This window comes from Novosphingobium sp., from assembly GCF_036733805.1.
In the GTDB taxonomy this organism is placed as follows: domain Bacteria; phylum Pseudomonadota; class Alphaproteobacteria; order Sphingomonadales; family Sphingomonadaceae; genus Novosphingobium.
On record NZ_DAIMZT010000022.1, the window covers coordinates 10,610 to 23,729 of the forward strand.

Here is a 13,120-nt window from a genome sequence, read left to right on the forward strand (position 1 = left end):
CCGCGATTGGCGATGAGGAGGGATTTGAACATCTTTTAACTCCCGCTCCCTGGCGAAATTAGCAAAACAAATCCCTCCCCGAGCTTGTCTCGGGGAGGAATGAAACAAGCTGCTCCCCTGGTTTCCTCACATCCGGAACACGCCGAAGCGGGGCGTCTCGGGAATCGGCGCTTCGAGACAGGCCGCCAGCGCCAGGCCGAGCACGTCCCTGGTCTGAGCCGGGTCAATCACGCCGTCGTCCCACAGGCGCGCGGTGGCGTAATAGGGGTTGCCTTCGTTCTCGTACTTCTGCCGGATCGGGGCTTTGAAGGCTTCGGCTTCCTCCGGCGTCCACTTGGCGGCGTCGCGGTGGACAGTGGCGAGAACCGAGGCCGCCTGCTCCCCGCCCATCACGCTGATGCGCGCGTTGGGCCAGGTGAAAAGGAAGCGCGGATCATAGGCGCGGCCGCACATGCCGTAATTGCCGGCGCCGAAGCTGCCCCCGATCAGCACGGTGATCTTGGGAACCGTGGCAGTCGCCACCGCCGTCACCAGCTTGGCGCCGTGCTTGGCGATGCCTTCCGCCTCGTACTTCCCGCCGACCATGAAGCCGGAGATGTTCTGCAGAAACAGCAGCGGGATTCTGCGCTGGCAGGCCAATTCGATGAAGTGCGCGCCCTTCTGCGCGCTTTCGGAAAACAACACGCCGTTGTTGGCCAGGATAGCCACCGGCAACCCGTGGATATGCGCAAAGCCGCAGACCAGCGTGGTGCCGTAAAGCGCCTTGAACTCGTGAAACTCACTGTCGTCCACCACCCGCGCGATCACCTCATGCACGTCATAGGGCGCGCGCACGTCTTCCGGGATCACGCTGTAAAGCTCTTCGGGATCGTACTTGGGCGGGCGCGGTTCCTGCATCGGCAGTCCGTGCTGGTGTGCGGGGCCGATATGGCTGACGATATCGCGCACGATGCTGAGGGCGTGCTCGTCATTGTCAGCGAGGTGGTCCGTCACGCCGGATTTGCGGCTGTGCAGGTCGCCGCCCCCCAGATCCTCCGCCGAGATGACTTCGCCGGTCGCAGCCTGCACCAGCGGCGGACCGGCCAGGAAGATCGTTCCCTGCTCTTTCACGATCACTGTCTCGTCGCTCATCGCCGGCACGTATGCGCCGCCCGCGGTGCATGAGCCCATCACGCAGGCGATCTGCGGAATGCCCTTGGCGCTCATGTTCGCCTGATTGAAGAAGATGCGCCCGAAGTGCTCCTTGTCCGGAAAGACCTCCGCCTGATGCGGCAGGTTCGCCCCGCCCGAATCGACCACATAGATACATGGCAGGCGGTTTTCCTCGGCAATCTCCTGCGCGCGAACGTGCTTTTTCACAGTCATCGGATAATAAGTGCCGCCCTTCACGGTGGCGTCATTGCACACGATCATGCACTGGCGTCCCGAAACGCGGCCAATGGCGGTGATGAGACCGGCACCGGGAATGTTTTCGCCGTAAAGTCCGTTCGCCGCGAGCTGGCCCAGTTCGAGCAGCGGAGAGCCGGGATCAAGCAGGCGTTCCACGCGATCGCGCGGCAGCAGCTTGCCACGGCTCACGTGCCGCTCGCGCGATTTCTCGTTGCCGCCCAGCGCGGCTCGCGCAACCTTTTCGCGCAGGTCGTTCACCAGTGCGCGATTATGCGCATCGCGCGCCTTGGCCTCGGCACTGTCGAGATTGATGTTGGTCTGGAGCACCGGCGCGCTCATGCCTGCTATTCCTTCCCGGCCGCGCTCCGCATCGGCCTCTTCCCTTTTAAAGTTCGATTTGCCGCGTCTATCTAGTCGCAGCGTCAGATGAACGGAAATTGAAAGTTTCCGCTGTTCGTCATAGACCGTGTCTATGATAGACCAATATCTGCTGCGCTATTTTCTGGCTGTCGCCGAAACCGGCAATTTCAGCCGCGCCGCCAAGCGGGTGAGCGTTACTCAGCCCACCCTTTCCGCCGGCATCGCCAAACTGGAACGCGAGCTGGGCGTGCGCCTGTTCGACCGCGACCGGCAGGGCGTTGCCCTGACACCGGCAGGCAGCCGTTTCCTGGTGCGCGCGCGGCGGATCGCCGCCGAATATGAGCATGCGTTGGTCGAATTGAGCGAAGTGACTGACCCGACCCTGCTGCGCCTCGGCGTGCTCAACACGATCCCGGTCCGCCTGGTCGAAAGCTGGCTGGAAGAGCATCGCGCGCTTGGATCGGGAGAGGCGCTGGAATTGCTGGATGGGTCCGAGCGCGACGTCACGGAGCGGCTGGAACGCGGCCGGATCGACCTGGCCCTAACGGTGGTGCGTCCGCATCATTCCCGTTTCCATCCCGAAGTGCTGGCCCGCGAACGCTATATGATGGTGCTGCCACGGGACCATCCCCTGGCGAACGAAAGCGAAGTCCTGGCCGAACATCTCGCGCGGGATCGCATGGCGCTGCGCCGCCATTGCGAGGCATTGCCTGAGATCAATCGCTTCTTCGTAACGCGCGGCGTGCGCCCGCGCTTCGTGCTCAAGACCACCAGTGACGAGCGGGTGCTGGCCGTGGCCCGCAGCGGCATCGGCGTGGGCATGATGCCCGAATGCTTCGCCGAACCTTCCGTGCGGCTGGTGCCGGTCAAGGACTTCGAATTGACGCGTGAGATCGGCCTCCTTCATGCCGGTGACGCGCAGGTCTCTCAAGCGCGCGCCAGCCCGTTCATCGCGATCGTGCGTCGGCACTACGGCAGGGCTTGAGCAGGAACGGTTGCCACTGTCCCCGGTCCTGCCTATCCCGGCCATAATTCGCGGGCACTGCAAGGCCGCCCTTCCGGGAATAGATGAGGATATGCGCGAAATGGCTTACACCGACTTTCTGAAGCAGCAGTGCTACATTGACGGCAAATGGTGCGATGCCGATTCCGGCGCGACATTGGAAGTGACGGATCCCGGCTCAGGCCAGGTGCTCGGCACCGTGCCGAAGATGGGCGCGGCCGAAACCGCTCGCGCCATCGATGCGGCCGAAGCCGCGCTTCCGGCCTGGCGCGCCAAGACCGCCGGTGAACGGGCAAAGCTGATGCGCAAGCTGTTCGACCTGATGATCGCTCATCAGGTCGAACTGGGCGAACTGCTCAGTCGTGAACAGGGCAAGCCGTTTGCTGAAGGCAAGGGCGAGATCGCCTATGGCGCCAGCTTCATCGAATGGTTCGCCGAAGAGGGCAAGCGCGCTTATGGCGATGTGATCCCCGCTCATGCCGCGGACCGCCGCATCGTGGTCATCAAGCAGGGCGTCGGCGTCGTCGCCGCGATCACGCCGTGGAACTTTCCTAACGCAATGATTACCCGCAAGCTCGGTCCGGCGCTGGCGGCAGGCTGCACGATCGTCATAAAACCAGCCTCGGCTACGCCTTATTCGGCATTGGCGATTGCCAGGCTGTGCGAAATGGCCGGGATTCCGGCCGGCGTGGTCAACGTGGTGACCGGAAGCGCCGGGCAGATCGGCTCTGCGCTGACTTCCAGTCCCAAAGTGGCGAAGCTGACTTTCACCGGATCGACCGAGATCGGCCGCGATCTGCTGCGTGAATGCGCCGACACCATCAAGAAGTGCTCCATGGAGCTGGGCGGCAACGCGCCCTTCCTGGTCTTCGACGATGCCGATGTTGACGCGGCCGTCGATGGCGCGGTGATCTCCAAGTTTCGCAACGGGGGGCAGACATGCGTGTGCACTAACCGCTTTTACGTGCAGGACGGCGTCTACAACGAGTTCGTGACCAAGCTGGCGGCACGGGTGAACACGATCAAGGTCGGCTATGGCATGGAAGCGGGTACGGAAGTCGGGCCGCTGATCGACGAGAAGGCGGTCGAGAAGGTGGAGGAGCACTTGCGCGACGCGATCGAGGGCGGCGCCACCGTGCTGGCCGGCGGATCGCGCAACGAACGCGGCGGCAGCTATTTCAATCCGACCGTTGTGTCAGGGGTGAAGCCGGACATGAAGCTGGCACGGGAAGAAACCTTCGGCCCGCTCGCGGGCGTGATCCGCTTTGCGGACGAGGCGGACGCGATCCGCATGGCCAATCATACCGAGTTCGGCCTGGCCAGCTATTTCTACGCGACCGACATTAGCCGTGTGTGGCGCGTGGCTGAAGCTCTGGAAGCGGGCATTGTAGGCATCAACACCGGCCTGATCTCCACGGAAGTGGCGCCGTTCGGCGGCGTGAAGCAATCGGGCTTGGGGCGCGAGGGTTCGCACTATGGCCTGGATGATTACATGGAGGTCAAATACCTGTGCATGGGCGTCAAGCCGGCCTGAACGGGGATGCTCCCCCTTCCCTCAGAGGAGGGGGAGCACGGCGATAAGCCCGCCCCAGGTCAAGCAGGCCAGTCCGCCGGCCATGGCCACGGCGCGCCCGCCGGGCAGCAGCTTCTCCGCCGCCACCAGCAGTGTGAGAAAGGCGATCCAGACCAGGTTCATCACCCCGCCTACGAAGAGCAGCGCCATCAGCAGCCAGCAGCATCCGGCGCAAAAAGCGCCGTGAAGAATGCCCATGCGCAAGGCCCCCGATTTTCCCGGCCGATAGTGACGAACAAGGAACCGTGCCGGATCGCGACACTGGTGAAGGCAGGCGTCCTTAAGCGGAGAGAGCTGGTATAGCCCCGCCACGATCAGCACCGCCGCCGAGAACGGGCGGCTTGCCGAAACCATCCCCATCCCGGCCATCATCCCCGCATGTTCAAGCAGCATCTGCATCGCTGCGGCCGCACATGAGAACAGCCCCCAGACAAGCAAATATCCGCACAGGAAGCTGGCGTTCGCCGGCGATCCTGGCGCGCCCTGGGTCAGCGCAACCCGTCCGTACAGCAAAACGACCGGCGTGGCCGACGGCAGCATCATCGCCACCATCATCACCCACCACATCGAGAATGTAAGGAGAAACCGGGGAACAGGCCACCAGTGCCAGCCGGCGGTCAGCGGCATACCGCCCTCGCCCATGGCGGTCATTCCTGCGGAGGAAAGCTCATGCGGGACAACCGGCGGCAGGAAATGGCCTGGCGCCATACCCGTGCCCGCTCCCAGCGCAAGCCAGACCCAGGCCAGGAGAGCAAGCACCGCAAGCATGGCGATGGATACCGCCCGATGCCGCGCCAGCATCCCCTCCAGCGCCGCCATCAGGCGCGCACGATCCCGTGGCTGTCGAGGTGCAGATTCGCGAATTGGCCATAGCTGGCGCTATGTTCCAATTGCATCGGGAAATAGGAACGGCTGCGTCCGGAGCCGACTTCAGCGATCTCGTATTCGAAGCCGTCAGGCAGATTGATCCTTGCGCGAACTTCCGCGCCGTTGACCGGACTGCGAATGGGTTCGCCATGCATCTCGACATGCCCGTCAATGCGCAGCCTGCCCTTGCGGCCGTCCACATCGATATCGAACTCGATCGGCAGGAAGAGCGGATCGTGCATCTTTTCGATCGTGGAGGCGAACACCGCGAAGACGGTCGCGAAAGGATCGGTATCGCCGCCTGTCATGATCGTCAGCAGGGCGTGGCGCTGCGCTTCGTTCGCACGTTCGTCCACGAAGGCGGCGCACTCGCCATGGCCCTCGTGAATAGGGCCGGGCCATCGAAAAACCCCCGCGATATTCAGGCCGGAAAGGTCGGTGTCGCCATGAAAGCCTTCGTCGATGACCATGCCGAACACGGCCTGGCAATATCCTTTGTCCGGCAGCCCCGCGAACTGGCAGTTGCAGCCATATTCGCAATTGCAATTGGCCAGTTCGCGGCCCTTCAGCTTCCAGTATGTCATTGCCTCATCTCCCCATGAGCAATGCATGAGTCGTCCCACGCGACTTATGGAAGCCGCGTTATAGCACGATTCGAAGGAACCTGGCGCGATTTCCGGCTGCCCCCGGCGCGGCCGCGAACGAAAAGGCCGGCGACTTTACGCCGCCGGCCTTCGGTCCACATGGGTGGAGTGGCTTTAGTGCACCCGGATCAGGCCGCGACGGCGCCTTTGTAGCGCGCGATCGCTTCCAGAACGATCTGGCGGGCATCTTCCGCGCCGCCCCAGGTGCCGATGCGGACCCACTTTTCCTTCTCCAGATCCTTGTAGTGCGTGAAGAAGTGCTCGATCTGCTTGAAGACGATCTCAGGCAGGTCATCCCTTTCCTTCACGTCCGAATAATAAGGAAAGGTCGAATCGACCGGCACGCAGACCAGCTTTTCATCGCCGCCGTGCTCGTCTTCCAGATTGAGCACCGCGATCGGACGGGCCCGCACAACGCAGCCGGGAACGAACGGAGAGCGCGCAACCACCAACGCGTCGAGCGGATCGCCGTCAGGCGAGAGGGTGTGCGGCACGAAGCCGTAATTTGCAGGATAGCGCATAGGCGTGTGCAAAATGCGGTCCACGAACAGCGCACCCGATTCCTTGTCGAACTCATACTTGACCGGCTCACCGCCGACCGGAACCTCGATAATGACGTTGAGACTTTCCGGCGGATTATCGCCGACGGGAATCTTGTCGATGCGCATGGTGTCCCTTCTTTACTGACGTTCACGAGCATACGCCGGTTGAACGGGACGCGACTTAGCGTCGGCTTTATTGCACCGCAACAGGCTTCTCGCCCATGCGAAACTTACTTTCGCCGAGCCGCAAGCAGACGGTCCAGGCCGTTGGACTTGCCGGGACTGCCGCTTTCCAGCCAGGGCCAGCGGAGCCCGCCGTGATAAGCGATCTCCACCGTTTCATAGCGGTCGCCGCGGCGGATCAGCAGCGCGATCGGCCCGGCATTCGCCGTCTTGGCCATGGTGATCGCATCCTTGAGGATATCCTTGGTAAAGGCCCGGCCGTTGACCGCCACGATCTTCGTTCCATTGACGACCCCGGCATTATATCCGGGCCCGTCCCACAAGGTGGACGTCACGTCCCCATCGTTATCCAGCGTGAAGCCCAGCGAATAGGTCAGGTCCAGCGACTTGTTGCCGTCCGTCACGCCCTTGTCGAAGGCGTTCGGCCGCTCCTTCCAGACCAGCTTGTAACCCGCCATCTCCAGCCCCTTGAGCGGCGCCGGTTGGCCGGGGAGATAAAGTCGCGTTTTCAGGAAGGCCGCCCAATCATAAGGATAGACCTGATTCAGGGTGCGGACGACTTCGTCGAAATCGTAAGTCAGCTCGCCCCAATCGCCGTCACGCATGCCGAAGAAAGCCTTGGCGAAATCGTCCAGCCCCTTCGCGCCGCCAGTGCCCTGGCGGATGATCTGGTCGGCCTCCAGCCAGGTGAGCGCCCCTTCGACGTAGTAGTCCTCGCTCCGGGAAAGCGATGTGTAGGGCAACGGCCTGCGCTGCGCGATGATCGGCGCGTTCGTGGTGTCCTCCACCGAACGCCATCCGCGCCCCGGCGTGCCTTCCGAATATTTGGCGGCCGCAGCGGCGAACATTCCCAGCACCGTCTCCTTGCTCTGCACGCCGGAGCGCGCGGCCAGCACATAGCCCCAGAACTGCGTCTGCCCCTCATAGACCCACAGCAGCGTGTCCTGCATCGGTTGCTGGTAATCCGGCGTCCACAGATCGGCGGGGCGACGATACTTGCCGTTCCAGCTATGCACAAATTCGTGAGGGACGACATTGTGATCCCAGTCCATCGTCTCCCAGTCCGTCCAGGACTTGGGCTGATACTGGTTCTCGCTCGATCGGTGATGCTCAAGGCCGATGGCGCCCATGTGGTCCGTCAGGGCCAGCAGGAAATCATAATGATCGAAATGCCGTGCCCCGAAGGTCGTCAGCGCTTCGGAGATGAGATTGCGGTAAGTCTGCAAGTGCTCGGGCGTGATCGCCAGCAGGTCCGCCTCGTCCGCCAGCGTATCAAGGTAGACCCCATGCCCCAGATCCCAGCGCCGCGCATATTTGCCCGCGAAGATCGGCGAATCGACCAGCCGCTCGTAATCGACGGCAGCCCAGCTGTTGGTGTCGCCGTCTCTGGACATCCCGTCCAATGCGGTGAACACCGTCCAGCCGGCGGGAAACTTGACTCTGGGCTGCACCGTCAACCGCCGCACATAGTAGCCGGCGGGATAAAGGCTCATCTTCTCCCACTGCAGGTTCAGCATATCCCGCGTCATGGTCACGCGGCCCTCCTTCGTCTGCAGAGGAGAGGTGTGAGCGAACTTGGCGGTCACCTGCTTTGTCCCTTCGGGCAAGGCGAGGTGGAAGGCATTGACCGCCACCGTATCACGCACCCAGGGTATTTCCTTTCCATCGGCCCAAAAGTGAATGTCCGCCAGCAGCGCAATGGGGCCGCTGGGCGAATGATTGCCGGGCAGCCAACTGGGCTGCAGCAGGATCAGGTCGCGGGCGCCCTCCGAAACCGGAATAGTCTCCGTCACACGGTAGACGCCGCGTTCGGTGTCACTGGCGTCGATAGTCAGCGAAACCGTGCCCGGATAAGCCACGTCCCTGGCAGATGGAACCGACGGCGGCAGGGCGGGCGCCGCTGGCCTTGTGCGCAAGGGATCGTCCTGCGCGTGAGCGGAAAGGGAAAGAACCGCGAGGGCAGCGAGAGGGGCAAGCGCCGGCAGATATTTCATTACGAAGGACTTTAATCATGTTGCCATTTCTGGCAACCTTCGCCCATCCTTCCATCTGCGCAAATGCCGTGCCACTTCCCCAGCCGCCGCATTCCGGCTAAGCGCGCGCGTCATGAGCAGCACTCCCAATCAGACGCCTCAGGCCATCCGCGGAACCCAGGATATATTCGGCTCCGAGGCCGAAGCTTTCGCGCATGTGGTCGAGACGTTCGAGCGTGTGCGCAAGCTCTATCGTTTCCGCTGCGTCGAAATGCCGGTGTTCGAGAAGACGGCGGTATTCTCGCGCTCCTTGGGCGAGACCACGGATGTCGTCTCCAAGGAGATGTACAGCTTCGAGGATCGCGGCGGCGAATCCCTTACCTTGCGGCCGGAGTTCACGGCCGGCATGGCGCGGGCTTACCTTACGAACGGCTGGCAGCAGTATGCTCCGCTCAAGCTGGCTACGCACGGGCCGCTGTTCCGCTATGAACGTCCGCAGAAGGGCCGTTATCGCCAGTTCCACCAGATCGACGCCGAAGTAATCGGCGCGGCCGAGCCGATGGCCGATGTGGAGCTGCTGGTCATGGCCGATCAATTGCTTAAGGAACTGGGCATTGCGGACGGAGTGACGCTGCAGCTCAACACCCTGGGCGATGCGCCGAGCCGGGAAGCATGGCGCACGGCGCTGGTCGAATACTTCCGCGACCACAGGACGTCGCTCAGCGAGGATTCGCAGGACCGGCTGGAGCGCAATCCGCTGCGCATCCTCGATTCCAAGGATCCGCGCGACAAGCCGTTCACGACCGACGCGCCCAGGATCGACGATTTCCTTTCAGGCGAGGCGCAGGACTTTTTCGGCGCGGTGACACAAGGGCTCAGGGCTGCCTCGGTGGACTTCGTCCGTGCCCCGGCCCTTGTGCGCGGGTTGGACTATTATCGACACACTGCTTTCGAATTTGTGACCGACCGGCTGGGCGCGCAGGGCACGGTGCTTGGCGGTGGCCGCTATGACGGGCTGATCGAGGCGCTCGGCGGGCCGCACACCCCAGCGGTCGGCTGGGCGGCGGGGATCGAGCGGATGGCGATGCTGGTGGGGGACTTGGCGTCACCGCAACTGGACGTTGCTGTGGTGGTCGAAACGCGTGGGTTTGAAGAAAGCGCCGTTGAGATTGCCACGAAGCTTCGCAAAGCGGGACTGTCAGTTGAACTGTTCACTACGGGGAACCCGAAAAAACGCTACGATAAGGCGCTGAAATCACAGCCCGCCGAAACGATCTCGTTGAGTGTCAACAACGGTGCCGTCGAAATTCGACACCGCACGTTGATTGCCGGGCAGGTCGATCCGTCGAAGATCAGCCCGGTCGTCGGCTGACAGATATGTATCCGTCGCTTCGCTTGCATTCACGCCATTCTGCGCCGACCTTGAAGAGGATTGGAAGTATCGGCCGTGTCTTCCCCTCTCCGTCAGGGCGGCGAATCGAGGGGAGGGGCTTGTGAGCATTGTCTCGGACACCCGCCTCCAACAAATCGCCGTGCGTTTCTCGGAGCTTGAAGCGCGCCTGGCCTCGGGCACGCTCGAAGGCGATGCATTCGTCGCAGCCAGCCGCGATTATGCCGAGCTGGAGCCGGTGGCACGGGCCGCGTCCGAAGTCGTGTCCATGCGCGGCGAGCTGGAATCGCTCCAGAAGCTTGACGATCCCGACCCGGATATGCGCGCCCTGGCGGCTGAGGAAGCCGCCCGCCTCAAGGAGGAATTGCCGGCGGCCGAGCACCGCCTCGCCATCGCCATGCTGCCGCGCGACGCGGCGGACAGCCGCCCGGCCATGCTCGAAATCCGCGCGGGCACGGGCGGAGATGAAGCCGCCCTGTTCGCTGCCGATCTTTACCGCATGTATGAACGCTATGCCGCCGAGCAGGGCTGGAAGGTCGAGATGATCTCGGCCAATGCCAATGACCTGGGCGGCTTCAAGGAAGTGGTTGCGAATGTCGCGGGCGCCGGCGTTTTCGCCAAACTGAAGTTCGAAAGCGGCGTCCACCGCGTGCAACGGGTGCCGGTGACGGAAAGCGGCGGGCGCATTCATACTTCGGCCGCGACCGTGGCGGTGCTGCCAGAGCCCAGCGAAGTCGATGTCCAGATCGAGGACAAGGACCTCAAGATCGATATCTATCGCGCCAGCGGGGCGGGCGGCCAGCACGTCAACACCACAGATTCGGCCGTGCGCATCACGCATTTGCCCACCGGTCTGGTCGTGGTCTGCCAGGATGAACGCAGCCAGCACAAGAACAAGGCCAAGGCCATGCAGGTTCTGCGCGCCCGCCTTTACGAAAAGATGCGCGAGGAAGCGCAAGGCGCGGAGGCGGAGGCGCGCAAGGCCATGGTCGGCTCCGGCGATCGTTCCGAACGCATCCGCACGTACAACTTCCCGCAAGGCCGCGTCACAGACCACCGCATCAACCTGACCTTGCACCGCCTGCCGGAGATCCTCGAAGGGCCGGGCCTGGATGACCTGATCGACGCGCTGACCGCCGAAGACGAAGCCAAGCGCCTGGCCGCGATGGATGACTGAGCGCGCGAACACCTCTCCGCCGCGTCAGGACCGGACATGCTGGTCGTAGAGGCCGTCCGCTTGGCCGCCGCGCGCCTGGCCGAGGGCAGCGACACCGCCCGGCTCGATGCCGAAGTGCTGATGGCGCATGCGCTGGGCGTTACGCGCTCGGAACTTCTGCTGCGCCACATGCGCGATCCCGCGCCGCATGGCTATGCATCGCTGGTGGAACGCCGCGCCGCTCACGAACCGATCGCATACATCATCGGCTGCCAGGAGTTTTTCGGCCTGCCCTTCGCCGTCACGCCCGAGGTGCTCATCCCGCGCAGCGATTCGGAAGTCCTGGTTGAGACGGCGCTGGCCCGGCTGCCCGGCGCGCGCCGCGTGCTGGACTGCGGAATCGGCTCCGGCGCTCTGTTGCTGGCCGTCCTGGCCCACCTGCCGGAAGCAACCGGCTGCGGCGTCGATCGCGCCCCCGGCGCCCTTGCGGTGGCGGCGCGCAATGCTGCGGCGCTGGGGCTGCAGCAGCGCGCGCGGATGATCGAGGCGGATTGGCGGGAGAGCGGCTGGTCAGACTCGCTCGGCGGTCCTTTCGACCTCATTCTGGCCAATCCGCCCTATGTAGAAGATCACGCTTCCCTCTCCCCCTCGGTCCGCGATTTTGAGCCGGCCACTGCCCTCTTCGCCGGCCCGGAAGGGCTTGATGATTACCGCGTACTCATCCCGCAATTGCCCGGCCTGTTGGCGCCCGGCGGACTTGCCATGGTTGAGATCGGCTATGGCCAGGCTGAGGCGGTGGCGGCTATCGGGGCTGTCACCGGACTTGACTCCGCGCTTTACCACGATCTGGGGGGACGGACTCGAGTCATCGTTTTTTCTGCGCTGTCGAGGTAGTCTGCTTAATATTTCACTTGGAATTGTGACCTGGAATGCCTATTGATCGAACCGTACCGGTGATGGATGAAAATTCCCATGCCCGGTTCACCTCCGTCATTTGCAAACGGTCGCGGTATCGGGCGCAGCGACAAGGCAGATGTGGAAAACTCGGCAAGCCGGGGGGCCAGCCGTGATCTGATCGCACACGGGCAGTCCGGCCGGGGAGGTTCGGGCTCAGGGGTTTTAAGGACATATATCCTTGAATAACAATCGTGGTAACAACCGCAGGCGTGGCCGCGGCAACAATCGCCAACAGGGCGGGCAGCAGGTCAATCGTATTGATAGCCGGGCGCGGGGCAATGCACCGCAGCTGCTGGAGAAGTACAAGAAGCTCGCTCACGACGCGCACCTGAACGGTGATCGCGTGACGGAGGAATATTACCTCCAGTTCGCCGATCACTATTTCCGTGTCATTGCCGACCAGAGGCAGCGCCAGGAAGAAACGCGCCACCAGCGCCGGGACGACCGGCCGCAGGAGTACGGCGACGATTATGGCATCGATGATGACATCTACGGCGAGGGCCCGCCCTCAAACGTCAACGGCATGAACGAGCGCGTCGGAAACGATCGTGGTGGAAACGATCGTGGTGGAAGCGATCGTGGCGGCAACGATCGCGCTCCGCGTTTCGAGCGCGAGACGCAAGGGCAGGCGCCCGCCGATAAGCCCGTTGAGGCGCCCGTGAACCTGGGGGCCGTGAGCGAAGAGGCTGGAAACGAAGAGGCCACCGAAAGCAACCGCTCGATCTACGAACCCGCGGAAAATCCTTTCGTGCGCGATGGCCGCGCCGGTCGTGGGCTTAAGCAGCGCAAGCCGCGCCGCCGCCCACGCGAGGATGGTGAAGATGGTGACGAGGCTGCCAATAGCGGAAGCGCCGAAGCAGCCGCCGTTCCGGAAGGCGGCTTCGATCCGGCCGCATTGCCGCCGTCATTCTCGAAGGCCGCTGAAAAGCCTGCGGAGAAGCCGGTTGACGTTCCGGCCGAACCGGCAGCGGAGGAAAAGCCCAAGCGCCGCCGCACCCGCAAGGCCGCGCCGCCGCCCGAAGGGACGGATGACAAGCTTGAGGCCATGAACGGCTGAATGATCTGACAACCCGCCGGGCGTGC

11 protein-coding genes are annotated in these 13,120 nt (G+C 63.3%); 6 read left to right on the forward strand and 5 right to left on the reverse strand.

Going from position 1 to position 13,120, the window contains the following annotated elements; translation table 11 throughout:
- Positions 1 to 126: 126 nt before the first annotated feature.
- Complete coding sequence (locus V7D69_RS07295; protein ID WP_333605446.1) at positions 127 to 1,728, reverse strand: carboxyl transferase domain-containing protein; 1,602 nt, start codon at positions 1,726 to 1,728, stop codon at positions 127 to 129.
- Positions 1,729 to 1,861: 133 nt separating this feature from the next.
- Here V7D69_RS07295 and V7D69_RS07300 point away from each other — a divergent pair, with 133 nt between their 5' ends.
- The gene (locus V7D69_RS07300) at positions 1,862 to 2,734 is read left to right on the forward strand and encodes a LysR family transcriptional regulator (protein WP_333605447.1); all 873 of its coding nucleotides are present in this window, start codon (positions 1,862 to 1,864) and stop codon (positions 2,732 to 2,734) included.
- Positions 2,735 to 2,834: 100 nt separating this feature from the next.
- Complete coding sequence (locus V7D69_RS07305; protein ID WP_333605448.1) at positions 2,835 to 4,286, forward strand: NAD-dependent succinate-semialdehyde dehydrogenase; 1,452 nt, start codon at positions 2,835 to 2,837, stop codon at positions 4,284 to 4,286.
- 21 nt (positions 4,287 to 4,307) lie between these two features.
- On the opposite strand, the gene V7D69_RS07310 is transcribed toward V7D69_RS07305, so the two are convergent.
- The 4 genes from V7D69_RS07310 to V7D69_RS07325 form a co-directional block, all read right to left on the reverse strand.
- Positions 4,308 to 5,144, reverse strand: coding sequence for a DUF2182 domain-containing protein (locus tag V7D69_RS07310; RefSeq protein ID WP_324064031.1), 837 nt, complete (start codon positions 5,142 to 5,144; stop codon positions 4,308 to 4,310).
- Positions 5,144 to 5,776 carry a DUF1326 domain-containing protein gene (locus V7D69_RS07315; RefSeq protein WP_324064032.1) on the reverse strand — a complete coding sequence of 211 codons (633 nt, stop codon included), beginning with the start codon at positions 5,774 to 5,776 and terminating at the stop codon, positions 5,144 to 5,146. Before V7D69_RS07315 ends, V7D69_RS07310 begins: the two co-directional genes overlap by 1 nt.
- Before the next feature lie 188 nt (positions 5,777 to 5,964).
- Positions 5,965 to 6,504: an inorganic diphosphatase gene (ppa, locus tag V7D69_RS07320; RefSeq protein ID WP_324064033.1), complete on the reverse strand. Its 540-nt coding sequence runs from the start codon at positions 6,502 to 6,504 to the stop codon at positions 5,965 to 5,967.
- A 104-nt stretch (positions 6,505 to 6,608) separates the two neighbouring features.
- Complete coding sequence (locus tag V7D69_RS07325; RefSeq protein ID WP_333605449.1) at positions 6,609 to 8,555, reverse strand: M61 family metallopeptidase; 1,947 nt, start codon at positions 8,553 to 8,555, stop codon at positions 6,609 to 6,611.
- 112 nt (positions 8,556 to 8,667) lie between these two features.
- Between V7D69_RS07325 and hisS the strand changes: the two genes are divergently transcribed.
- From hisS to V7D69_RS07345, 4 genes are all read left to right on the forward strand, one after another.
- A complete protein-coding gene (gene hisS / locus V7D69_RS07330; protein ID WP_324064035.1) occupies positions 8,668 to 9,906 on the forward strand; it encodes a histidine--tRNA ligase in 1,239 nt (412 codons plus the stop codon).
- A 127-nt stretch (positions 9,907 to 10,033) separates the two neighbouring features.
- Positions 10,034 to 11,101 carry a peptide chain release factor 1 gene (gene prfA / locus V7D69_RS07335; protein WP_324064039.1) on the forward strand — a complete coding sequence of 356 codons (1,068 nt, stop codon included), beginning with the start codon at positions 10,034 to 10,036 and terminating at the stop codon, positions 11,099 to 11,101.
- Between the two features lie 36 nt (positions 11,102 to 11,137).
- A complete protein-coding gene (gene prmC / locus V7D69_RS07340; RefSeq protein ID WP_324064036.1) occupies positions 11,138 to 11,974 on the forward strand; it encodes a peptide chain release factor N(5)-glutamine methyltransferase in 837 nt (278 codons plus the stop codon).
- 241 nt (positions 11,975 to 12,215) lie between these two features.
- Positions 12,216 to 13,094 carry a DUF4167 domain-containing protein gene (locus tag V7D69_RS07345; RefSeq protein ID WP_324064037.1) on the forward strand — a complete coding sequence of 293 codons (879 nt, stop codon included), beginning with the start codon at positions 12,216 to 12,218 and terminating at the stop codon, positions 13,092 to 13,094.
- The last annotated feature ends 26 nt before the right edge of the window (positions 13,095 to 13,120 follow it).